Origin of the sequence: Alicyclobacillus acidocaldarius subsp. acidocaldarius Tc-4-1, assembly GCF_000219875.1 — a bacterium.
GTDB lineage: Bacteria > Bacillota > Bacilli > Alicyclobacillales > Alicyclobacillaceae > Alicyclobacillus > Alicyclobacillus acidocaldarius_A.
In genome coordinates, this window is sequence record NC_017167.1 from 102452 (window position 1) to 125680 (window position 23229).

Annotated in this window: 22 protein-coding genes and 2 tRNA genes; 17 read left to right on the forward strand and 7 right to left on the reverse strand. The window is 65.4% G+C overall.

Annotation, left to right across the window (positions count from 1 at the left end; translation table 11 throughout):
- Positions 1-24: 24 nt before the first annotated feature.
- A complete protein-coding gene (locus TC41_RS00435; protein ID WP_014462992.1) occupies positions 25-852 on the reverse strand; it encodes a carbohydrate ABC transporter permease in 828 nt (275 codons plus the stop codon).
- A complete protein-coding gene (locus tag TC41_RS00440; RefSeq protein ID WP_041694827.1) occupies positions 849-1784 on the reverse strand; it encodes a carbohydrate ABC transporter permease in 936 nt (311 codons plus the stop codon). The genes TC41_RS00435 and TC41_RS00440 overlap by 4 nt, the downstream gene beginning before the upstream one ends.
- Positions 1785-1976: 192 nt before the next feature.
- On the opposite strand from TC41_RS00440, the gene TC41_RS00445 reads away from it, so the two are divergent.
- Together TC41_RS00445 and TC41_RS00450 are read left to right on the forward strand one after the other, a co-directional pair.
- Complete coding sequence (locus tag TC41_RS00445; protein ID WP_014462994.1) at positions 1977-3218, forward strand: aminopeptidase; 1242 nt, start codon at positions 1977-1979, stop codon at positions 3216-3218.
- 30 nt (positions 3219-3248) lie between these two features.
- Positions 3249-4865, forward strand: a complete 1617-nt coding sequence (locus TC41_RS00450; RefSeq protein WP_014462995.1) for a gamma-glutamyltransferase family protein — start codon at positions 3249-3251, stop codon at positions 4863-4865.
- A 57-nt stretch (positions 4866-4922) separates the two neighbouring features.
- Here the strand turns inward: TC41_RS00450 and pcp are convergent, their stop codons facing one another.
- Positions 4923-5561, reverse strand: a complete 639-nt coding sequence (gene pcp / locus TC41_RS00455) for a pyroglutamyl-peptidase I (RefSeq protein ID WP_014462996.1) — start codon at positions 5559-5561, stop codon at positions 4923-4925.
- A 180-nt stretch (positions 5562-5741) separates the two neighbouring features.
- On the opposite strand from pcp, the gene TC41_RS00460 reads away from it, so the two are divergent.
- From TC41_RS00460 to TC41_RS00485, 6 genes are all read left to right on the forward strand, one after another.
- Positions 5742-6350, forward strand: coding sequence for a TetR/AcrR family transcriptional regulator (locus TC41_RS00460; protein WP_237699985.1), 609 nt, complete (start codon positions 5742-5744; stop codon positions 6348-6350).
- Between the two features lie 5 nt (positions 6351-6355).
- Positions 6356-8713 carry a YhgE/Pip family protein gene (locus TC41_RS00465; RefSeq protein WP_014462998.1) on the forward strand — a complete coding sequence of 786 codons (2358 nt, stop codon included), beginning with the start codon at positions 6356-6358 and terminating at the stop codon, positions 8711-8713.
- 134 nt (positions 8714-8847) lie between these two features.
- Positions 8848-11205, forward strand: a complete 2358-nt coding sequence (helD, locus tag TC41_RS00470; protein ID WP_014462999.1) for an RNA polymerase recycling motor HelD — start codon at positions 8848-8850, stop codon at positions 11203-11205.
- Complete coding sequence (locus TC41_RS00475) at positions 11202-11825, forward strand: histidine phosphatase family protein (protein WP_014463000.1); 624 nt, start codon at positions 11202-11204, stop codon at positions 11823-11825. Before helD ends, TC41_RS00475 begins: the two co-directional genes overlap by 4 nt.
- 73 nt (positions 11826-11898) lie before the next feature.
- Complete coding sequence (locus TC41_RS00480; protein ID WP_014463001.1) at positions 11899-13179, forward strand: glucose-6-phosphate isomerase; 1281 nt, start codon at positions 11899-11901, stop codon at positions 13177-13179.
- A 25-nt stretch (positions 13180-13204) separates the two neighbouring features.
- Entirely contained in the window at positions 13205-14146 is a 942-nt protein-coding gene (locus TC41_RS00485) for an ROK family protein (RefSeq protein ID WP_014463002.1), read from the forward strand.
- A gap of 47 nt (positions 14147-14193) precedes the next feature.
- Here the strand turns inward: TC41_RS00485 and TC41_RS00490 are convergent, their stop codons facing one another.
- Positions 14194-14433 carry a YkuS family protein gene (locus tag TC41_RS00490; protein ID WP_014463003.1) on the reverse strand — a complete coding sequence of 80 codons (240 nt, stop codon included), beginning with the start codon at positions 14431-14433 and terminating at the stop codon, positions 14194-14196.
- A 98-nt stretch (positions 14434-14531) separates the two neighbouring features.
- Here TC41_RS00490 and TC41_RS00495 point away from each other — a divergent pair, with 98 nt between their 5' ends.
- The 5 genes from TC41_RS00495 (at position 14532) to TC41_RS00515 (ending at position 15815) form a co-directional block, all read left to right on the forward strand.
- Positions 14532-14861 (forward strand): hypothetical protein, encoded by a 330-nt coding sequence (locus TC41_RS00495; RefSeq protein ID WP_014463004.1) that lies wholly within the window; start codon positions 14532-14534, stop codon positions 14859-14861.
- Positions 14862-14998: 137 nt separating this feature from the next.
- Positions 14999-15313: a hypothetical protein gene (locus tag TC41_RS00500; RefSeq protein ID WP_041694828.1), complete on the forward strand. Its 315-nt coding sequence runs from the start codon at positions 14999-15001 to the stop codon at positions 15311-15313.
- Between the two features lie 59 nt (positions 15314-15372).
- The gene (locus tag TC41_RS00505; RefSeq protein WP_148260080.1) at positions 15373-15594 is read left to right on the forward strand and encodes a hypothetical protein; all 222 of its coding nucleotides are present in this window, start codon (positions 15373-15375) and stop codon (positions 15592-15594) included.
- Positions 15595-15659: 65 nt separating this feature from the next.
- Positions 15660-15735, forward strand: a tRNA-Met gene (locus TC41_RS00510).
- Positions 15736-15738: 3 nt separating this feature from the next.
- Positions 15739-15815: transfer RNA gene (locus TC41_RS00515), tRNA-Asp, on the forward strand.
- Positions 15816-15878: 63 nt separating this feature from the next.
- Here TC41_RS00515 and TC41_RS00520 read toward each other — a convergent pair.
- Positions 15879-18017 carry an MMPL family transporter gene (locus tag TC41_RS00520; RefSeq protein ID WP_014463008.1) on the reverse strand — a complete coding sequence of 713 codons (2139 nt, stop codon included), beginning with the start codon at positions 18015-18017 and terminating at the stop codon, positions 15879-15881.
- Between the two features lie 124 nt (positions 18018-18141).
- On the opposite strand from TC41_RS00520, the gene TC41_RS00525 reads away from it, so the two are divergent.
- Complete coding sequence (locus TC41_RS00525) at positions 18142-18765, forward strand: TetR/AcrR family transcriptional regulator (protein WP_041694829.1); 624 nt, start codon at positions 18142-18144, stop codon at positions 18763-18765.
- A gap of 357 nt (positions 18766-19122) precedes the next feature.
- On the opposite strand, the gene TC41_RS00530 is transcribed toward TC41_RS00525, so the two are convergent.
- Entirely contained in the window at positions 19123-19665 is a 543-nt protein-coding gene (locus TC41_RS00530) for a 1,2-dihydroxy-3-keto-5-methylthiopentene dioxygenase (protein WP_041695585.1), read from the reverse strand.
- A 117-nt stretch (positions 19666-19782) separates the two neighbouring features.
- Complete coding sequence (locus tag TC41_RS15310; protein WP_014463012.1) at positions 19783-20493, reverse strand: YjgB family protein; 711 nt, start codon at positions 20491-20493, stop codon at positions 19783-19785.
- A gap of 193 nt (positions 20494-20686) precedes the next feature.
- Between TC41_RS15310 and TC41_RS00540 the strand changes: the two genes are divergently transcribed.
- From TC41_RS00540 to mtnB, 3 genes are read left to right on the forward strand one after another with little or no spacing between them, the layout of a single operon-like run.
- Positions 20687-21922 (forward strand): 2,3-diketo-5-methylthiopentyl-1-phosphate enolase, encoded by a 1236-nt coding sequence (locus TC41_RS00540; RefSeq protein WP_041694830.1) that lies wholly within the window; start codon positions 20687-20689, stop codon positions 21920-21922.
- A complete protein-coding gene (locus TC41_RS00545) occupies positions 21919-22593 on the forward strand; it encodes an MtnX-like HAD-IB family phosphatase (protein WP_014463015.1) in 675 nt (224 codons plus the stop codon). The genes TC41_RS00540 and TC41_RS00545 overlap by 4 nt, the downstream gene beginning before the upstream one ends.
- A complete protein-coding gene (mtnB, locus tag TC41_RS00550; protein ID WP_014463016.1) occupies positions 22577-23203 on the forward strand; it encodes a methylthioribulose 1-phosphate dehydratase in 627 nt (208 codons plus the stop codon). The genes TC41_RS00545 and mtnB overlap by 17 nt, the downstream gene beginning before the upstream one ends.
- Positions 23204-23229: the final 26 nt, after the last annotated feature.

Below are 23229 nucleotides of genomic sequence, written 5' to 3' on the forward strand. Positions count from 1 at the left end.
ATGCGCCTCGAGCGGGCGCCGTGTTTATCCCTTCACGGCCGTCTGGGCCACGCCCTGGACGAAGTAGCGCTGGCCGATGAGGAACAGGATGACGACGGGCGCGATGGCGAAGATGTCAAACGCCATCGCGTAGTTCCACTGCAACGTCTGGCCGGCGTCCTGGGTCAGGAAGTACGACAGCGCCACGGGCACCACGCGCATGTTGGTGGAGTTGGTGGCCACGAGCGGCCAGAACAGGCTGTTGTAGTGGTAGACAAAGTTCAGCAACACGAGCGTCACGATGGTCGGCTTGTTGTTCGGCAGGACGATGCGCGTCAAAATCCACCACTCGCTCGCGCCGTCCACCCGCGCGGCGTCGACGATGTCCCGTGGCAGCGTCAGAAAGCCTTGGCGCATGAGGAAGATACCGAAGGCTGATCCGGCGTACGGCAGGATGAGCGCGCCGTAGGTGTTGATGAGATGCACCGCGGACAGCATGGTGTAGACGGGAACGAACGTCGCCTGCATGGGCACCATCATGGCCACGAGCACGGCGAAGAACAGCCAGCGCTTGCCGCGGAGCGGGATGAAGACGAGCGCGTACGCGGCGAGCGAAGACGTGACGACCTGCAGCGCGACGATGGCGCCGTTGGTGAACACGCTGTTCCACAGGTAGAGGAGGAACGGCTGGGCGCGCCACGCGGCGGCGAAGTTGCTCCACGCGGGGTGCGCGGGCCACAGCGCGGAGGACAAGAGACTGCTCGTCGGCATGAGCGACGTGCGGATCATCCAGTACACGGGCGCCAGGCAGAGCAAGGCCGCGATGGTCAACAGCGCGTACGAGACGCCCTTCAGCAGGGGGTTCGCCTTCACGATTCCTCCACCACCCATCGGCGGCCGAGGCGCATCTGCAGGTACGAGAGGCACGCGAGCACCAGGATCAGAATGACGCTTGCCGCCGAAGACTCCCCGATATTGAACGCCTGAAAGCCTTTCTCGAAGATGTAGTAGGCAAACGTGGTGGTCGCGCCGTCTGGACCGCCTCCCGTCATGACGTACACCTGATCGAAGGTCTGGAACGTCTGGATGAGGCAGATGACGACGGCGAAAAACAGGCTTGGCCCGAGCGCGCGCAGCGTCACGTGCCGAAACACCTGCCAGCGCCCGCCGCCGTCCACCTGGCACGCCTCCATCAGGGACGTCGGCACGCTCTGCAACCCAGCCAGGAAGATGATGGCGTAATATCCGGTGAACTGCCACGCGGTGAGGATGAGCACGGACAGAAGCGCAGTGCGCCCTTGGCCGAGCCAGTTGACCGGCGCCAGGCCGAGGCGCTGCAGGGCCAGATTCACCGGTCCTCCGTCCGTGGAGAAGAGCAGCGAAAAGATGAGGCCTGAGCTCACGAGCGGGATCACGTACGGGCCGAAGATGGCCGTTCGGAATATCGCCTGCCCTCGGATGCGCTGGTTCAGGAGCACGGCGAGGAGGAGCGCGGCGGGTAGCGACAGCGCCATCATGCCGACCGCCAGCCACACCGTGTTCGACGCCGCCTGCCAAAAGTCGGGCGCGGCGAGCAGGTGCGCGTAGTTGGCAAATCCGGCGAACACCGGTTGCGGTGTGTACAGCGTCGACTGGTAGAGGCTCAGGTACACCGCGTAGCCCATCGGCACAAAGACAAACGCGAGCAGAAAGAGAAGCGCGGGCGCCATCATCGCGACGCCGGTGAGTTGAAGCGACACCCGGCTTCGCGCAAAGCGCCTCTCCTCGATGCGCTCTGCGATCACGGCTTCGGCGGCCTTGGCCACGATGGCCCTCCTTTCCAATGCGGGATATTCAAGCGGATGGGCTTCAAGGTGAGTGTAAGCGTCGTCTGTGAATCGCCTGCGAAGGAAGTGTGTCCCTTGTGTGAAGCTCTCGTGAACTCGCGCGATTTGATATAGTGGGGGAGGAGCGTTCGTGCAGAATCGCATTCATGGCTGACAAGGGGAGCGAACGACGTGATCGAACCATTGCGCAAATATGCAGAACTCATCGTGCGGGTGGGGGTGAATCTGCAGCCGGGCCAACCGCTCGTCATTGGCTTCGGATCGCGCCAGGTGTATCCGGACCAGGTGCCGTTTGCAAGGCTTCTCGCGCAGGCCGCCTACGACGCGGGAGCGAGCTACGTGCACATCGACTGGGGCGACGAGTGGTGGCTGCGCGAGACGGTCAAGCGCGCGGATCTCGCCATTCTGCGACAGCGCGCCAAGTGGCAAGTCGAGTGGGTGGAGCGCCTCGCGGAGATGGGCGCTGCGTACATCGCCATGCCGGCGAGCGATCCGGCGCTGTTTGCCGGTATCCCGCGCGATCGCGTCGAGCAGGCGGAGCGGGCGGTGCGAGAGGCCTTCCGGCCATTCGACAATGAGCGCACAAGCGACAAATATCGCTGGACGCTCGCCTCGGCGCCGACGCAGGCTTGGGCCGACGCGGTGCACCCGGAGTTGCCGCGCGAGGAGCGGTTCGAAGCGCTCTGGCGGGATATCCTGCAGGCGTCAAGGGCGACGGGCGAAGATCCCATCGCGGACTGGGAGCAGCACATCGCCAACCTGAAGCGCCGAGCGGCCTGGCTGAACGGCCTCAAGATTCACGCGCTGCACTATCGGGCGCCCGGCACGGATCTCACCATCGAGCTCGCGGAGGGCCACTACTTTGAGGCGGCCGGCCATCCCGACGTCCAGGGACTTCGCTTCGTCGCGAATATCCCGACGGAAGAGGTGTTCACGGCGCCCAAGAAGACCGGCGTGAACGGCACGGTTACGAGCACCATGCCGCTCAATCACGGTGGTTCGCTCATCGAAGGCATCCGCCTGCGCTTCGAAAACGGGCGCATTGTCGAGTACAGCGCGCAGAAGGGCGAGGAGGCGCTCAAGGCCATTATCGAGGCGGACGAGGGCAGCCACTACCTCGGCGAGGTGGCGCTCGTGCCCGTGGACTCGCCCATCGCGCAGATGAACCGGATCTTCTACAACACGCTGTTTGATGAGAACGCCAGCTGCCACTTGGCCATCGGCCGCGCGTATCCGCTCATCGAGGGCGGCCACCAGCTCGCGCACGAGGACTGGGAGGCGCACGGCTTGAACGACAGCCTCATGCACGTGGACTTCATGATTGGCTCGCCTCATCTCGACATCGACGCGGTGCTTCAGGACGGCCGCACGGTGCCCATCTTCCGCGGCGGGCGGTGGGCGAGCGAGGTGTAAGGCCGCTTGCGGCGGAGAGGGGGACGAGAGATGGTAAAGCCTCATTGGGATGCGACGACGTACGAGTTTGCTTCGCGGCGCACGGTCGTGTTCGCCAGGCGGGGGATGGTTGCGACGACGCAGCCGCTCGCCTCTGAGGCGGGGCTCGAGGTCCTTCGGCGCGGCGGCAACGCCATCGACGCGGTGGTGGCGGCTGCGGCTGCTCTCGCCATCGTGGAGCCGACCTCCAACGGCATCGGCAGCGACGCGTTCGCCATCGTTTGGAAAGCTGGCAAGTTGTACGGCCTCAACGCCAGCGGCCACTCGCCCGAGCGGCTGACGCGGGAGGAGCTTGAGCGCCGCGGACTGCGCGAGCTGCCGACGCACGGCTGGCTGCCCGTGACCGTGCCCGGCGCGCCGGCCGCGTGGGCGGCCCTCGTCGAGCGATTCGGCCGGCTGCCGCTCAAGGACGTGCTCGCGCCCGCCGCGGCGCTCGCCCGCGAAGGCTTTCCGGTGCAGCCGGTGACCGCGAAGAATTGGCGCCGCGCGATGGAGGCGCACCGCGGGCGGCTGACGGGAGCAGCGCACGAGCCGTTCTTCCGCCTCTTCGCGCCAGAAGGCGAAGTCCCCGGCCCAGGAGATCTCTTCCGCAATCCGGACGGCGCGCGCACCTTGGAAGCGATTGCTTCGTCCGGCGGGCGCGCATTTTACGAGGGCGAAATTGCCGACGCCATCGACGCGTTCGCACGCGAGACAAGCGGGCTTTTGACCAAGGCCGATCTCGCCGCCTACGCTCCCGAGTGGGTCGATCCGCTCTCGGTGCGCTATCGCGGTTTCGAGGTGTGGGAATTACCGCCGAACGGCCAGGGCATCGTGGCGCTCATGGCGCTCGGTGCACTCGATGGGCTCGATCTCGCCCGCATGGATGAGGCGGATCGCGCCCACGCCATGCTCGAGGCCATCAAGCTGTCGTTCGATGTGGCGCTGCGCGAAGTGGCAGACCCCCGCTTTATGCGCGTTTCGCCCGCGTCGCTCGTGTCAAAGGACCACTTGGAGGCGCTTCGCGCGAAGATCGGCGATGAGGCACACCTGCCTGAGGTGGAGCGCCCGTACTACGGGGGCACCGTGTATCTCTGCGCCGCGGACGGCGAGGGCAACATGGTGTCGTACATCCAGAGCAACTACATGGGCTTTGGCAGCGGCATCGTCGTCCCGGGGACCGGCGTTTCGTTGCAGAACCGCGGGCACAATTTTTCCATGGACCCGTCGCACCCGAACGCCCTCGGCCCCCGCAAGCGCCCGTACCACACCATCATCCCCGGCTTTCTCACGCGCGGGGGCGAGCCCGTGGGGCCGTTTGGCGTCATGGGCGGTTTCATGCAGCCGCAGGGCCACGTCCAGGTGCTCGCGCAGATGCTCGATCTCGCCCGCAACCCACAGTCGGCGCTCGACGCGCCGCGCTGGCAGTGGCTGCAGGGGAAGCGCGTGCTGGCGGAGGCGGCCTTGGGCGAGGACGTGATCGCCAAACTGCGGGCGCGCGGCCACGAGATCGAGGTGACAGACGACGGCACGCCTTTTGGCCGCGGACAGGTCATCTGGCGCCTGGAAAGCGGCGCTTTGGCAGGGGCGACCGAGCCTCGGGCGGATGGGGCGATTGCCGCGTGGTGATGCGCAGGGGCGCGGGTGGGGACTTGGAGGCGACTTCTGTCCCCAGCCCGCGTCCCGCTAGCACTTCGGCACGCCCGCCGGCCCGAGCGCCGAGGCGACGACGGCAAGCGCAGTCCGGACGCCTGCCACCAGGGTGGTGAGCGGCAGGGACGGCGCCTGTTTGTGAAGGACCTGTTCAGTCATGTACGGCACGTGAATAAAGCCTCCGATGATGCCCGGCGACTCTGCGGCGATGAAGTGCATCAGGCGATAGAACGTGTCATTGCACACGAAGGTCCCCGCCGTGTTCGAGATGTACGCGGGAACGCCGGCGCCGCACATGGCTTTGACCATGGCGCGAATCGGAAGCGTCGAGAAGTAGGCGGCGGGCCCGTCCGGCGCGATGGGTTCGTCGATGGGCTTTTGGCCCGCATTGTCCGGGATGCGCGCGTCCATGATATTGATGGCGATGCGCTCCGGGGTCACGTGCGTGCGGCCGCCGGCTTCGCCCAGGCAGACGACGGCGCGCGGCCTGACCTCTCGGATGGCGCTCACGAGTTCCTCTCCGGCCCGGCCGTACACTGTGGGCAGGCGCCGCGCAATCACCCGATAGTGGACGCCCACGGTCTCGCCCGCGAGCGATCTCGCCACCTCCCACGAAGGGTTGAGCGCCTCGCCCTGAAACGGTTCGAATCCTGTCACCAATATCGCGTCCATGGGCCTTCCCCCATCGCCGACCAATTTCCGCGGTGTCGCCGCGGTGTCCTGCGCTAAACTGTTCGCCCTCGTGTCGAGGAAATCCTGTCGGCCGGCGCAAGCGATGCACTTGCAATGACCAAATGACTAAATTAGAATTTTGGTCAGAGCGCCACAGCGCGCAGAAAGCGAGGGATGACCATGCGGGATCGCATTGAGGAGGCCGCCAAGCGCGCGTTCTCCGAATTTGGCTACAAGGGCACGACGATGGATCAGATCGCCCGGCTCGCGGGTGTGAGCAAGGGGGCCATTTATCTCCACTTCCCGAGCAAGGAAGCGCTGTTTCAGCACATGCTGCGCGGGGTCATCGCGCAGGTGCGGGACGCGTTCGAGTCGGCCCAGGTGGATGGCGACGACTACTTTCGCAATCTCGAGCGAGGTCTGCGCGCGCTCATGCGGTTTCGCGCCGATCACGCCATGCTCTCGAAGCTCGTCCAGGAGGTCCGTCAGTTTGGGACGGCGGAGGCACGCGCAGGTCTGCAGGAGCTTGAGACCGCCATCCTAGATTATCTCGCGCGTCATCTGAAGCGCGGCGTGGATCTTGGTGTGGTACGGCCGTGCCGGCTGGACCTCGTGGCGTTCGTCCTGTTGCGCGCGTACACGGCAGTGTTGCGCGACTTTTCGCCTGCGGAAGGTGCGCTCTCGGAAGAGGAGCTGTACGACCTTTTCACGGGCCTGTTTGTCGACGGTTTGCGCCTGAGGCCCGGCGATGGCGAGCCCGCGACCGCGCAGACTGAGCAGGAGAGGTGAGGCGGATGACCAGTGCTTCCGAAGGCGCTGCGCGCGGCAATGTCTTTCAGGAGTTCGCGAGGCTAAGAAAACCCAAGATGATGGTGCAAGCCGTCGGGATCGCGCTCATCCCGGTGTTGTACGCGAGTGCGTTTCTCTGGGCGTTCTGGAACCCGTATGGCCATCTCGACCGCCTGCCGGTGGCCGTGGTCAACGAGGATGCGGGCGCCTCGTTTCACGGCGAGCGCTTGAACGCGGGGCGAGACCTCGTCGAGAAGTTGAAAAGCGATCACAGCCTCGGCTGGCATTTCGTGACGCCGGCCGAGGCCTCGGCCGGGATGGCGGACGGGGCGTACGCGATGGAAATCGTCATCCCGCGCGACTTTTCGAAGCGCGCCGTCAATAGGGCCGAACATACCGGTGCGCCCGCGCCGGAGATCACGAGCGTCACGAATGACCGGTACAACTATATCGAAGGCGTCATGGGGCGGAACGCGGCGGTGAAGCTCGCGTCGGAGACGGCGCTGGGACTTGCGAAGTCCTACACGGCGTCGCTGGTCGATGCGCTCGAAAGCTCGGGCGCGGGGCTTCACAAGGCGGCGAAGGCCGCGGATGCGCTCGCCTCCGGCGGGCGAGAGCTTGAGGCGAAAGGCGAGTTGCTCGTGAGTGGAGCGTCCCAGTTGGCTGCGGGCGCGAATCGCCTGGAAGGTGGACTTTATCAGGCGTCTCAGGGCGCGGGGGCGCTGGCGCAAGGTGCGTCGCAGGCCGTGTCCGGTGCGGACCGCTTGAACGCGGGCCTTTCGCGGCTGAACCAAGGCGCCGAGGCGCTCGCGCAGGGCGCTTCGTCCTGGGCCAACCAAGCGCGCGCCTTCGGCGAGGCAGGGGAGAAGCTTGGCGCAGGGGCTCAACAGGTCGGACAGGGCGCTTCCCAGCTGGCCGCGGGCGCGGGCAAGCTGACGACCAGCCTAGGCCAGTTGGATACCGGCGCGTCTCATCTCGCGTCTGGTGCCGAGTCGCTCGCGCAAAACGCGTCCCAATTTGCACAGGCTGCGAATCAGACCGCGGCGGGATCGCAACAGGTGGCATCCGGTGCAGCACAGTTGGCGGAAGGACTTCAGCAGTTGGCGAAGGCCAATCCGGCGCTCGCCGGGACGCCTGCCTTCCAACAACTCCTCACGGCGAGCGCCGAAGTGGCATCCGGTGCTTCGAAGACCGCGTCGGCCAATCAGCAACTCGCGGCGGGCGCGGAAGGGCTGTCGCAAGGGGCCGCGCAGGTGGCTTCGGGCGCATCGTCGCTTGCGTCTGGGCTGACGCAGGCGGAAGCCGGCGCGGCCCCGCTGCAACAGGGGCTTCAGCGGTTGGCGCAGGGCGCAAGCGGCGTGGCGGAAGGAGGCGCACGGTTGGCGGCGGCGTCCGGCCAACTCGCCTCGGGCGCCGGCCAAATCGCGCAAGGGGCGAAGGGTCTTGCGGCGGGCACAGGCCGCGCGCAGCAGGCTTCGTCCGCGCTGCACGACGGGTTGTTGCAGCTTCAGGCCGGTGCCACCAAGCTCGCGGATGGAAACCACGCTCTCGCGGGCGGCGCGGCCTCGCTCGCAAGCGGCGCCGAGAAGCTTGCAAACGGCCTCGGCGCCTATCAGGCGGGCGTGGGCAAGCTTGCGAGCGGTTCCGCCGATCTCGCTTCGAATCTCACAAGTGGCGCGTCCAAGCTACAGGCGCTCCACGGCGGCGCCGTGCTGACAGCCGTGGCGCACCCGGTTTCCCTGCGCCAGGTGGAGCTCGGCGACATTCAGACGTACGGGAACGGCTTGGCGCCGTATTTTCTATCGCTCGGGCTGTACGTTGGCGTGCTGATGATGAGCGTCATCTTCCCGTTCCGTGAGCCTTACGGCGAACCGAAAAACGGCGTCGCGTGGTTCTTCTCCAAGTGGCTGCTCGTCGTCGCCATTGCGTGGACGCAGGCGCTCATCGCCGACGCTGTCGTGCTCGGCCTCATCGGGGTACACACGGCGCATCCTGTCGAATTTGTGCTGTTTTCGCTGCTTGCGAGCACGACTTTTGCGTCCATCTTGCTCGCGCTGGTGGCGCTGCTCGACAATCCCGGCCGCTTCCTCGGCGTGGTGCTGCTCATTCTGCAGCTCACGTCGACATCGGGAACCTACCCCGTGAACCTGTCCCCCCGCTTCTTCCAGGCGGTGGGGCCCTGGCTGCCGATGAACGCCACCGTGAGCGGATTCCGCTATCTCATCGGCGGCGGCAATCCGCCCCTGATGGCGCGCGATCTCGCGGAGCTCGCCATCTACACAGTGGCGTTTATCGTCATCGGCGTGGTCATTTTCGCGGGTTTCTTCCGCCGCCTTGGGCGCGCGGAGCCCAAAACGGTGTAAACTGATACGGAGAACTCCATCGAGGCGCTCCCCCGCTCCTGACGGGAGCGCCTCCGTCTGTTGAGACGGCGTCGCGCGGACCGCGAAGGTCGTCGCGCCGTTCGCAGAGCGCCACGCCGAAGGAGGAACATCGCATGGAAGGACAACCCTCAGCGCAACACCCAGCATGGCGGGCGGAACAAGCCTACGTCGATCGCGTCGTGGCCGCCATGCGCGCCAAGCTCGCGGAGCTTGAAGGCGTCTTGCGCGGCGTGCGCGGCGAGATCGTCGAATTTCGCCGGCACTTCTGGGACGATGTCACCATCAACCTGAGCACCTTGGACGATCTCGTCGAAACCCACTTTGCCATCCGCCAGCAGGCGGAGGTCCTCGGCGAGCGGGAGCGGCGTCACCAACAGGCGGCGCAGACCAAGCGCACCCTGGAGCGCCAGATTTCGTCGCCGTTTTTCGCGCGAATTGACTTCCAATACGAAGGCGAAAGCGAGGCCGAGCCCATCTACATCGGAATCGCGTCGTTTCGCGATGAGCGAGATCATACCTTCCTCGTGCACGACTGGCGCGCGCCCATCTCGAGCGTGTACTACGACGCACTGCCGGGGCCGGCGTCGTTCAAGGCGCCGGCCGGGATAGTGCGGGGCGAGCTCAAGCTCAAGCGCCAATTCGTCATCCGCGGCGGCACCATCTTGGCCATGTTTGATGCAGGGCTGACCATCGGGGACGAGCTCCTCATGTACGCCCTGTCGCGCCGCTCCGATGCGCAGATGCACAACATCGTCGCGACCATCCAGCGCCAACAGAATGTCGTCATCCGCGACGACGAGTCGCCGGCGCTCCTTGTCACCGGCGCGGCCGGCAGCGGCAAGACGTCGGCCGCTCTCCAGCGCGCCGCGTATCTTTTGTACAAGCACCGGGGCGATCTCGACGCGCGCCAGATGCTCTTTTTCTCGCCGAATCCGCTTTTCATGTCGTACGTCTCGAACGTGCTGCCCGAGCTCGGCGAGGACAACATCGAACAGGCGACATTCTACGACTATCTCTGCGCCAGGCTTCAGGACGAGTTCGTCGTCGAAGATCCCTTCGATCAAATGGAGCGCCTGCTCGAGGCGGGCGAGGACAGTCGCATGGCGAGGGCCGTGCGGTACAAGGCGTCGAAGGCCTTTGCGGACGAGATGGATCGCTACGTCGCCGGCCTCGCGCCGCGGATGCGCTTCCATCCCATTCTGGTGGAGGGGCGCGTCATCGCGACGGCGACCGACGTCAAGGCGGCGTTCGATAGGACGGATCCAAGGCTTCGCCTCCCGCTTCGCGTGGATCTCGTCAAGGACGAACTCTTGCATCGCCTGCGCCAGTTCGAGCGCGACGAGGCGCTTTCCGACTGGGTGCAGAAAGCCGTGGACGGGCTGCCGGACGAGGCGTACCGGCGCGCGGAGCGCACGGCGGCCAAGCGCAAGCGCGAGCGCCCGGAACTGGACGAGCAGGAGGAGGCGCGCCGGCTGCTCGGACGCGAGGTGCTTCGCCGGATGCTTCGGCCCGTGCGCCACTTCGTGGAGACGCTTCGCTTCGTGGACACGGCGGGGATGTACCGCGCTTGGTTCGAACAGGCGGCGTCGAACCCGCCCGAGGGCTTTCATCCGGACGATTGGGCTCAGATCTGCCGCCAGACCGTGCGCGAGATGGACGAGGGCACGCTCTGGTACGAGGACGCGACGCCGTACCTGTATATGAAGGAGCAGATCCTCGGCCGCGCGGTGAGCGCGCCCATCCGGCACGTGTTGGTGGACGAGGTGCAGGACTACTCCGTGCTTCAGTTGCGCCTCATCCGCAGCCTCTTCCCCTACAGCCGCATCACCATGCTCGGCGATCCAGAGCAGCTCGTGTCGCCTCATCTTCCCGGTATCCTCGAGGAGGACGAGATGGCGCGGCTCTTCCCCGGGCTTGTCCGGGTGGCGTTTGGGCAGAGCTATCGCTCGACGAAGCAGATTGTGCTCTTTACGCGCGGCATGGCGCAAAAGGGCGCGGAGATTCAGCCGTTCGATCGCGACGGCGCGCTGCCGCAGCTGGCGGAGGTGTCCGGCGAGGCGCAGCAGGCCGGCGTGATCGCGCGGTGGCTCGGCGAGTTTGCGGATGCGGGGTATCAGACGACGGCGGTGCTGACCAAGACGCAGGCCGAGGCGGAGCGGCTGGCGAAAGCGCTGGAGCGGCTCGGCGTGAAGCTTCGGCGCCTCGACAAGCGCGCGGTGAGCCTCGAGCCGGGCGTCGTGGTGGCGCCGGTGTATCTGGCGAAGGGCGTCGAGTTCGACGGCGTCATCGTCGCCAACGCGTCGCGGGAACAGTACCAAACGGCGTTCGACCGGCAGCTTTTGTATACGGCCTGCACGCGCGCGATGCATGATCTGCGCATGGTGTCCGTGGGGGAGGCGAGCCCGTGGGTCCTCTCGCAGCCCGCAGAAACCTATGAGCGCGTGGACGCAGCAGAGGTGAACGCCACGTGAAGATCTACTTGTTCCGCCACGGGCAGACCGTGTATAACGCGGACGGCGAGCGGTTCTGCGGTACCTCCGACGTGGGACTAACCGCGCTCGGATGGCAGCAGGCCCGCCGCGCCGCGCGGCTCATCCGCGGCGTCCGCCCGGCCGCTATCATCCACTCCGGCCTGCGCCGATCGCTCGAGACCGCAACGGCCATCCGCGAGTCGCTGGAGGGGGCCGAGGACTGCCCGCTTGTCGCCCACGAGGGCTTTCGCGAGGTCGGGTTTGGCGCCTGGGAGGGGTTGACGCGGGCCGAGGTGAATCGGCTGTACCCGGAACTGTACGCCGAGTGGCTCGCACACCCGGAGGAGGTGCGCATTCCTGGAGGGGACAACTTGTACGAGCGCCAACAGGAGGCCGTCGACGCCTTTTTGGACGTCGTGGCGCGCTATCGCGAGGGCGATCTCGTCATCGTCGCCCACAACACGCTCAACCGGCTGCTCATCCTCGGCCTTTTGGGGCTCGACGCGCGCCATTACCGCCGCATTGTCCAGGAGAACGCCTGCCTCAACATCCTGGAGTATCGCGAGGAGGAGGGCGTGCGGCTGCACGCGCTCAACCGAGTGCCGGAGCGGGACGAATAGGCGGCGCGGAATGGTTTGTCCGCGCGTTGTGGTAAGATACTTTCGGAGATTCGCGACGCTAGGAGGGGAAGACGTGATCGAACTATCCCTGGAGAAAGCGAGAAGATGGTTCACGGAGGAACACGAGGCGCGGCTTGCGCCTTTGGCGGAGTTCGCGCTCGGCGAGTTGAATAACCCGAATCGCGACGCCTTCGGGAAAGGGTGGATCGACTGGCCGGCGGCGGATCATAGCGCGCTGTACCGCGATGTGGACGCCATTGCGGCCGACTTTCGCGCGAAGTCGAATGCGACGGTGGTCATTGGCATTGGCGGGTCGTACCTGGGTGCGCAGTCGGCCCTGTCCATGGCGAAGCCCGCGTTCACGGGCGAGGGCGAGGGCGAGCACCAGGTGATTTTCGCGGGCCAGCAGCTTAGCCCGACGTATCACGCGCACCTGCTCCAATACCTGGACAAGCGGGAGGTCACGCTGGTCGTGGTCTCCAAATCGGGCACGACGCTCGAGCCCTCCGCGGTCTTCCACACGTTTCGCGAATACCTGGAGAAGCGGTACGGCGCCGAGGAGGCCAATCGGCGCATCTGCGCCATTACGGACGCCGAGAAGGGCAGTCTGCGCCAGTTCGCGGACGAGCGGAAGTACGTGACCCTGCCCATTCCGGATGACATCGGCGGGCGGTACTCGGTGCTCACAGCGGTCGGGCTATTGCCGATGGCGCTGGCCGGGATCGACTACAAGCGCGTGATGCAGGGCGCGGCGCGCATGCGCGAGGAGCTCTCGAAGCTCAAGGTGGCGGATCACCCGGCGGTGAAGTACGCGCTTGCGCGCCACGTGCTGTATCAGCAGGGCTTCGTGGCGGAAGCGCTTGTCACGTACGAGCCGCGCGCCGCAGATTTCGCCGGTTGGTGGCAGCAGTTGTTCGGCGAGAGCCAGGGCAAGGACGGCACGGGCCTTTTTCCCACGATGCTGCGGTACACGACGGATCTTCACTCCATGGGGCAATACGTCCAAGACGCGCGCAAGATCCTCGTGGAGACGGTGCTCGACGTCCATTTCTCGGACGAGCCGGAGCTCGTGGTGCCGCACGGCCTCGACGAGAAGAACGCGTATCTCAACGGCGTCTCGTTCTCGCGGCTGCAGGAGGTGGCCGTGGAGTCCGTGATGGTGGCCCACAGCGAGGCCGGCGTCCCCAACATCCTGATTCGGGCGAAGGGCGATCCGGAGTCGCTCTACGGGGAACTCGTGTACTTCTTTGAAGTCGCCTGCGCGGTCGGGGGATACCTCATGGGCACCAACCCGTTCGATCAGCCGGGCGTCGAGGCGTACAAGAACGAGATGCGATCGCGCCTGAAGGCGTAAGGGACTAGAGGAGAAGGGGCAACGGATGGAACAGAAGCTTGCGCTTGGCATCGATATTGGCGGCACAAACGTGAAATTGGCCATCGTGCGAAGCGATGGCCGCGTGTTGGCGGACAAGTCCATCCCCACGGCCCCCGACCGGGGGCCGGAGGCCTTCTCCCGCACGGTCGGCGCAGAGGCTCGTGCCATGGCGGACGAGGCGTCCGTGGCGTGGGACTCCGTCGTGGGAGCGGGTGTGGGCATGGCGGGCTTCCTGGACGTGGAGCGCGGATGGGTGGAGGAAGCGGTCAACCTGCATTGGCGAGACGTCCCCCTAGCGGATCTGCTCCAGGCGTCGCTAGACAAACCTGTCCGCGTGGACAACGACGCAAACGTCGCGGCGCTCGGCGAAGTGTGGCTCGGCGCGGGTCAGAACGCGCACACCGCGCTCTGCGTGACGCTCGGCACCGGTGTCGGCGGCGGCATCGTCATTGGCGGGCGCATTCACCGCGGCGCTTCGACCATGGCGGGTGAAATCGGTCACATCATGGTGAAAAACGGCGGGGAACTGTGCAACTGCGGCCACCGCGGCTGCCTGGAGACCCTCGCCTCGGCCACCGCGCTCGTGCGCCACGCTGTGGCGGCGGGCGTCAAGAGCCCGGACGGCGGAGAGCTCACCGCGAAAGACGTCTTTGCGCTGGCAGCAGAGGGCCATCCGGCCGCGCGCGCGGTGGTTGACGACATGATTCATTGGCTTGCGGTCGGGCTGGCGATTGTCGCCAACATCCTGAACCCGGACGTCATCGTCGTCGCGGGCGGGCTCGTGAACGCGGGAGATCAGCTGATGGCGCCGCTCCGCGAGGCATTTCAACGTGAGGCGCTGGCCCGCGTTGCGCGCGCGTGCAGATTGGTTCCGGCGAAACTCGGGGATCAGGCGGGCGTCCTGGGCGCCGCCCGGCTCGTGTTGCAGGATATCGAAAGCCTGTGAGGCAGGCGTTTTCCCCTGCCTCACGTTTGGGCCAACGTCACGCGAAGTCAGCGGAGGTAATCCTTGACGCGATCGTACACGGCTTCAGGCGAAAGGCCGTCCGCGGAGATGACGGGGACCTGCTGGATGGCGCTCTGCATGCCCATGAGGTTCTTGTCGAGCCCCGTGATCACGACGGCGCCGACCGACGGCTCCATGTGGGAGGACATGTCGACCACCTGACAGCCTTGGCGTTGAAGGTACTCTTTGACCGGCGTCAGACCAGGTTCCACAGCCACGGCTTTCATGAAGCATCCCTCCTTGGGCGTTCGTTCACGGCATAGTGTTTGAGGGCGGCTCGAAAATATGCGGGCGGGGTATTGCCTTGGAAGGAGGTGTCACCCAAGTGGGACACGTGCACATGATCTTCGGCGTCATCCTCATCATTCTGGCCATCCTGGCGACGGCGTGGGAAATTGCGACGCAGCGCGGGCTGCCTCGAGCGCTGCGCGGTATCGTCATCGGACTCTTTGACCTGCAGGTGTTGCTCGGCATCATCACGTGGATTGTGCGTAGGCCGAACTGGTCGTTTGTGTTTCACCCCATCATCATGATTGTGGCGGTCATCATCCTGCACGTGATGACGTCGCCGTCAGCGCCGAGGTCTCGCCGGTTGACCGGGTGGGTTGTCGCCACGGTGCTGTTCATCATCGGCGCGGCCATTTACCATCACTGAGGGTCTTGGCCGGAAAGTGGATGGCAGTTCGCGGCCATGCGATCCCGAGAGGCAACAATCACCAGCAGACAATCGGTTCAGATCTTTGTAAAATCGATAGAGAATGGAGATTGGCTTGCCGACAAGGGGCTTGACGCATGGCCGACCGACTGCAGTTGCAAATCCGATACCCGGAACAAGGGCTCACCGAGCGCGAACGACAGCTCGTCGTCTGTCTGGTTCAGCGCATCTGCGTGCACCATCTTCAGCGGCGGCGAGATCGCTCGGTTCACATTCGGCCAGCGAATGTGGATTCCATCCATCTACTCGTGAATCAGGTGATTGAGGTGAACCCGGCTTTGGCCGAAGACGAGCGCGGCGAGATCCTGCGGGCGCTCGTGGAAGACGTGAATCACACGCTGGCGCTCTGCGACATCCGCGGTGACGACATTGTGCGCGTGCACCTGGCGTAGCCAGCCAAACTGGCGCGGAGGGGCGGGCTGGAGTAGAATCGGGATGGGGAGTGAGTGTGGTGAAACTTCACATCTCGACGTTTCAGATGCCCGACGGCATGTACCTGGCGACATGCGCAGAGATCCCTATGTGCCGGGCGCTGCGGCAAAACAAGGGGCACGCGGTACAGGACGTGAAGCAGCAGATCCGGCGCTTTCTCGCGGAGCGGCAGGCGGAGAATCGCCCGTTCGAGCCGGAGCCGCTGTTGGAAATTGAAATGGAGGCGCCGAATGGCGCTTGACGAAAAGGGCATGCTGTGTTATAGTCTAAAGCGTTCGCCGCGTTAGACGAACGGCAAAGCAACCTCGCGGGGTGGAGCAGTTGGCAGCTCGTCGGGCTCATAACCCGAAGGTCGCAGGTTCGAGTCCTGCCCCCGCAACCAGATGGAGCCGTGGTGTAGAGGCCTAACATGCCTGCCTGTCACGCAGGAGATCGCGGGTTCGAATCCCGTCGGCTCCGCCAAAGAGGACCGCTCTAACGAGCGGTCCTTTCACTTTGTATGGGACCAGCTTCCGGCGTTGTGCGCTAGGTGCCCCTCGGCCACCGCGCCGCGTCTCCGAGAATCGCGGTGATGGCGGGGACCATCCAGGGCCGCACCACGAAGGTGTCCAGCAGCACGCCGATGGCCGTGACCACGCCAAATTGCAGCAGCACCTGGATGGGCAGCGACGCGAGCATGGCAAACGTGCCTGCCAGGATGAGACCGGCGGAAGTGATGACGCTTGCCGTGTCGGCGACGCCCCGTTCCACGGCGGCGTGAGCCCGTCCCTGGTGCCAGACCTCCCAGATGCGCGACATGACGAAGATGTTGTAATCTTCCCCGAGTGCCACCAGAAAGACGAACGCGTAAAGCGGGATAGCCCCCTGCATGGCGGGCTGATGGAGGACCTCACGAATCACGAGCCAACCAAGGCCCATGGCGGCGCCGTAGGAGAGCACGATGGTCGCGAGGAGATAGAGCGGCGCGACGACCGACCGCAAATAGACGAGCAGGAGGAGCCCAATGGCGACAAGCACAATGGGGATGACCACCCGCGTGTCTCGAGCCGTGATCGCTCGCGTGTCTTCTTGCGCGGCGGTTTCGCCGGCCAGGTAGACGTGCGCGGCTTGCCCGCCCGCTGAAGCGCCCTTAGCCGCAGCTCGCTCGATGGATGGCAGCGCCGCCATGGCGGTTTCGCTATAAGGGTTCGTTCGCAGCTCCACCTGCATCAAGGCCACGTGGGCATGGTCACGGACCGCCACCAGGTGCACCTGCTCGACGGCGGCGAGCGATTGCACGGCGCGGACGGCACCTTCGGGGCTGCCGCCCTCGACCAGCACGTCGATGGGCGCGAGCGCACCAGGGCTCTCGTGGGCCGACAGCACGGCGTAGCCTTCGCGCGAAGGCATGTCCGCCGGGAAGGACGAGAGCAGGTCGTAGCTGGTGCGCACGTGTGGCAGAGCGAGGCAGCAGGCGGCGAGGGCGAGCGAGCCAAGGACGGCCACCGGCGTGCGGCGCCGCACCGCTGTCCGCCCGAGCCAACGCGAGACGCGTCCTGGTTGCCCTGCGTCCGGCGCATCTGGTTCATAGCGGGGAATTCGCGGCCAAAACGCCGCGCGCCCAAGCGAGCCAATGAGCGCCGGCACGAAGGTGATGGCGACGAGGGCCATCACGAATACCGCGACGCTGAAGGGGATCGCGAACTCGTGAAACGACGGCGATCGCGCCGCCAACAGCGAAAGCAGCGAGGCGGACACCGTCAGGCCGCTCATCAGAATGGCACCTGCCGCACCCTTGTAGCTAGCCCGCAAGGCGTCGATCGGCCGCCCATGACGCCGCAGCTCCTGGCGGTAGCGGGCGATGAGGAACAGGCAGTAATCCGTTCCGGCGCCAAAGAGTAGCACCGTCAGGATAGACAGGGTCTGCGCGTCGAAGGTCAGGCCCCCGTAACGCGCCCACGCGCCAAGCAGCGAGCTCACGACGGTGTATGCAATCCCGACGCTCACGAGCGGCACCAAGGCCAGGATGGGCGAGCGGTAAAGAACGATCATGAGTGCCAGCACGAGCAACGTCGTCGCGATGAGTAGGGCGAGATCCGCATGCTGGAACAGATGCGTGGCGTCGACCGCAATGCCTACTGGCCCCGTCACGTAGGCGTGCAGGCCGGGACGGTCCGGTGCGCGATTGAGCGCGTCGGCGCCGACGGCGCGGCGGAGGTCCTGATCGATCTCGTCCACGGCTTGATTCAGCTGGTCCTGCGATGCGTCCGCGCGCAGGAGCACCGGGAAGCTCACCACTTTGCCGTCATCCGAGGCGAAGCGCGCCGCAGCTCCGGGCGGGAGCGCATCGAGCTGGGGCACCTGCGTTTGAGCCGTCACGGGATGCGTGCGAAGTTCGCGCACGGTGCGGCGAATGGCAGCCCAATCGGCGGAGGAGATGCCGGTCGGATTGTAGAAGACGAGGATGGCGGGCGTGCCGGACGATGCGGGGAACGCATCCCGCACTCGGACGGCTGCCATCTGGCTGGGAGCCGAGGCGGGCAGAAGCGTGGAGCGGTTGATCTCCTCTTTGGACGCCGCGGGGAAGACCGCGGCGAGTAAGGCAGCGGCGAGGAGCCATGCGAGGATAGCCGCCGCGCGCCAGGTCCGGCTCCACGTTCGGACTTTCGGTTCGAATCGATGCAATCTCGTCGACCTCCTTTCAGCGATGTCGTAATTATATATACTGGATAGTTAATTTGTAAATGTGCTTTGCTCGCCGTGCAAAATCCGATACCATCGAAGGCGATGTCGATGGGAAGGTGAGACCATGCGGAACGCGAGGAGCCGGCGACCTGGGCGCCCGCCGCAGGTGGAAATGGACGAGCCGACGGCTGAAAAAATTCTCCGCGCGGCTGCTGAGTGCTTCATGGATCAGGGATTCGCGGCGGTTTCGATGGACGACGTCGCGGAACGAGCTGGCGTCACGAAGGCCGTCGTGTATTACTACTATGGTTCCAAGACGGAGCTGTTTCAGCGCGCGATGATGGAGGTCATGCGCGCTTCCCGCGAGCGCACGCAGGCCATTCTGCGCGAGGACGGACCCCTGCGCGAGCGGCTGCAGAAGCTCACGCGAACCCGCCTTGCCATTCCAGCGACGCTCGACATGAACCACATCCTTCGAGGCAGTCAACGCGCGCTTCGCCAGGATCAACTGGACGAGATGCACCGGGCGGAAGAGCAACTGGTGGAAGTCATCGCCCAAGCATTGCACGCGGAGATGGCAGAGGGGCGCTTGCGGCCGGTGGACGCCGTGTTCGTGGCGAGATCGTACCTTGCGCTGCTCGGCATGGGACAGGCGGAATTGCGGCGCCGCGGCGGGGGACAAGCCGCCATCGACGAGATTGCGGCAGACATCGTGGATCTGCTCTGGCGCGGCATCGAGCCGGGGTGAAGCCGGGCGTGACGCGCGCCCATCTTGCCAAAACCGGGCGAACGTCTAGGCTGACGGGCGATGCGCCACATACCGTATAGCGAACGCTCGCGAGAAGGAGGAGGATGTTCATGTACGGTGTGTTTGGTGGGTACACCCGTTGGGCGGTCGTGTTCCTGATCATCTTCGTGCTGTTCTTCCTGTTTGTCCCGGCTGCGCCGGTTGCGACGGCGTCCTGCTGAGCGGCAAGCCGTCGGGGCGGCGGCTTGGCCGGGCCGCCGCCCGCCGCGCGGACGATCGGCTTGCGGACCGAGGTCCGTCACGGCTGCGTGGACATGAAAGAAGGCGGCGATGCCGGCCGCCCGTGCATGCGCGCGATCACGCCTGTTGAAATGCGGGATCTTCGTACGGGTGCGCGACCCATCCCGCCGGATCGATGAACAGGCGGACAGCCACCACTTTGCGCTCGTCTGTGAGCGTGAAGAAGTGCGGGTTGCCCTCCGGCACCGAGATGACGTCACCGGCGCTAAGCACCACGTCGAAATAGCCCCCGTCCTTGCCCTTGATGATGAAAATACCGCTCCCCGACACAATGGCGCGGACCTCGTCCTCGGTGTGCGTGTGCACCTGTTCAAACTTCTTTAGGAGTTCATCCAGATTCGGCGTCGACTCCGACAGCGAAATGACGTCCCACTTCACGTAGCCGCGCTTGCGGGAGAGGTCCTGGATTTCCTCCTGCAGCGCCTGAAGAATCTCATCCTTCTCCGCATCCGAGAGATCGAACTTGCCCTTGAGCGCGTCCGGGAGCCTCCGATCCACATCCCAGTGATCGTAATAGACCTCATTGCGGTTCAGAAATTCGCGCACCTGGTCCTCGCCGTGGATCTCTTCGCCCGTGTTGCGAATCCGTACGTATGCCACCACGCCGACCTCCTTGTATGCTTCTCCATGTCCGCGGACATCCGCCGCTTGCGTATATCGTAGAATTCCGCCCGGCATTTGTCCACAGGCAGGCGACTCGGCAGCAGGGGCCTCATCTCAGCTCAGGCTGAGCCAGGCGCTTGTGCCCAACATCGCGGCGCCTGACGTGGCTTGGTAGATGACCCGGATTTGGCCCACCTGACCCTTCATCCACGGCGCATACACGAAGGTCATGGACGCCTGATTCGGATAGGCGAGAAACCCGGGTGCCGTGGCGTGCGCTTCGGCGCGAGCGACGGCCTGCGTCCACGTGTCAAACACGGCGTCGCCCTGCTTCGGGATCCACTCGATTTCTTCCAACCGGTACCCCTTCGGCGCATTCGCAATATGAAAACTCACGGTGTGTTCGCGCTCACTCGGCGGGCGGTCGATCACGACGCCCGGAGCCGGCTGGGTCGCCGCCATTAGGTCCACCGTGCCCTGGGGCCAAAAGACCGAGACGTGATCGACCGTGGGCCCGCGGCTGCCATTCGGTAGCCTCGAGAACACCCATAAAAGCTGGTAGTCAGGCCCTGCTGGATAGAGGTAGATGTAGGAGTCCTGCGTATACCGGACGCTGCCGGGCGTGCCGAGGACGCCGGCGATTTCATGGTACGTGAGCGTGCGCAGCGCCTGCGCGTAGGATCGCACGTCGAAAATCTGTTCCCCTTTGTTGAGGCCAAACGCCACATCCTTCGCGCGGTACGTGAAGTAGACGCCGGCGCCCGCATACGCCTGCTGATCATGAGACGATCCCGCCGCGCACGTTGTGACAGATCGCTGCCGCACCCTACCTCTCGCCGCCGTTGGCCTGCTGTCCACATGTTTATCCACAATTTCATCCCCAATATCCACAGGCTACTGTGGAAAACCGCGTGTGGCGTGCGATCCCGCTTGTGTATAATGGCGGATGGACTACCCACAGGGATGTGGATGACTCGGCCCGAGTTCCACGCTGACACGAAACGAGGTGGCCTTTGAGATGGTGAACCATGATCCTTCCCCTCGCGATGCGGTGGTCGCCACCTATCGCCTGCGGGATCGCAAGGACAAGCTCGAGGCAAGAGCCGAGGGCATTGCCGTCGGCCTGACCATCGGGACCTGGACGGACCTCCCCGCCGCGCGCAAGTCGGAAGTGGAGAAGCACTGCGGCCGCGTGGAGGGCATTCGCGTGCTCGAGGAGCGGCCGGAGGGAGACGTCGTCGCCGAGATCGACATCGCGTATCCGGTGGCAAATCTGAATGGCACCTTTGCGTCGCTGCTCGTGACGGTGTTTGGCAAGCTGTCGATGGACGGCGAGATTCGGCTCGAACGGCTCCAGATGCCGGACTCGCTCGTGCGCCAGTTCCCCGGGCCGAAGTTTGGCGTCGAGGGCGTCAGGCAGCGCCTCGGCGCGTACCATCGCCCGCTCGTCATGAGCATCTTCAAGGCGTGCGCGGGGCTCACGCTGGACGAACTCGTGGAGGCGTTCGGCGAACAGGCCGAGGGTGGCGTCGATCTCGTCAAGGACGACGAGATCTTCTTCACGGAGGCGTACGCCACGCCAGAGGATCGCGTCCGCGCCTACGCGGCGAAGGCGGACGAGATCGCCCAGCGGACGGGGCGAAGGACCGCCTACGCCGTCAACCTGACCGGGCCGGTGCACAGCCTGCGTGAGAGGGCCCGCCGGCTCGCGGACCTCGGCGCTGGCGCGCTGCTCGTCAACGTGGTGGCGTACGGCTACGACGTGGTGGCGGATCTCGCCCGAGACCCCGAGGTCCACGTGCCCATCCTCGCGCACCCGGCCGTGTCGGGGGCGCTGTACGGATCGCCCAACTACGGCATCGCGGCGGACATCGTGCTCGGGCAGCTCATGCGGCTCGCGGGCGCGGATATCGGCATCTTCCCGTCCATGTACGGCAGCGTGACGCTCGGCCGCGAGGCCACGGACCGGCTGCTTCAGCACCTGCGGGCGGAAGGGGTGCACAAACCCGTCCTTCCCGCGCCGTCCGCCGGCATCTACCCCGGCCTCGTGCCGCGGCTGTATCAGGACTTCGGCGTCGATCTCGTCCTGAACGCCGGCGGCGGCATTCACGGCCACCCGGGCGGCGCGCGCATGGGCGGTCGCGCGTTCTTCGACGCCATCTGGGCCGTCGAGCACGGCGTGCCGCTTGAGGAAGCCGCGAAGGATCGCCCGGCCCTGCGCCAGGCGCTGGAGAAGTGGGGGATGCCCTCGTGACGGTGCGCGTGATCTGCGACTTTGACGGCACCATCTCCGAGCGGGACATGATTGTGAGCATCATGCGCCACTTTGCGCCCGAGGCAAGCGAGCCCATCATCCAGGCCGTGCGCGCCGGCGAGCGATCCGTCAAAGACGGCGTCGAGGCGATGTTCGCCCTGATCCCGTCGAACCAGTATGGCGCCGTGGTGGCGTACGCCCAGGCGGCGACCGCCGTGCGCCGGGGTTTTCCACAATTCATCCACACCTGTGAACAACTCGGGTGGAAAGTCGCGATAGTCAGCGGCGGATTCGACTTTTTCGTAGAGCCGGTTATCCACAACTTATCCACAGCGTCTGTGGATATCTATTGCAACCGCATCGACGCAAGCGGCTCTCACCTGCGCGTGATGTGGTCAAAGCCCTGCGACGAGGCGTGCGACGGCGGCTGCGGCCTCTGTAAGCCGCGCGTCATCCGGGAGATGGTGCAGCCGAGCGATCACGTCATCGCCATCGGCGACGGGGTCACGGATGTCAAGGCGGCGAAGATGGCCGATTTCGTCTTTGCGAGAAGTGATCTCCTGCGCCTGGCGCGGGAGTTGGGCCTGCCCCACCTTCCGTTTGAGACGTTTGACGACATCACAGCGGCGATTCTGGATAAGGGGAGCGAACTGTATGCCCACCTTTCATGAGGCGCAGACGAGCGTGATGGAGCTTGCCCAGTTCGCGGCGAGCCGTGGCTGGTTGCCCGCGACGAGCGGCAATCTCTCGGTGCGGGTGTCGGATCAGCCGCTCACGTTTGCCATCACGCGAAGCGGCGCGGACAAGTCCCGCCTCCGGCCCGAGGACGTGCTGCTACTTGACGCGGACATGCGCGCGCAAGGCGATACGCCGTACAAGCCTTCCGCGGAGACCACGGTGCACGTGGCGCTGTACCAGAAGTTCCAGTGTGGCAGCATTCTCCACGTTCACACGGTCTACAACAACCTGGTGAGCGAGCTGTATGCGGAGCACGGTTTCATCGAAATCCGCGGCCACGAGCTTGTGAAGGCGCTCGGCCACTGGGAGGAAGGTGCCGCCGTCCGCATCCCGATTGTGCCCAACTGGGCGGACCTTCATCGGCTCGGCTCAGCGGTGGCCGAGGCAGCGCAGGCCGACGTTCCCGCCGTCTTGGTGCGCGCGCACGGCGTGTACGCGTGGGGGGACACGCCGGACGATGCGCGCCGGCACCTGGAAGCCGTCGAGTTTTTGTGCGAATACATGTACAAGCTCCATCTCGCCTGGGGGCGCGGCGCCGTATAACCGTAAGGCGTTCGGCGCACACTAGC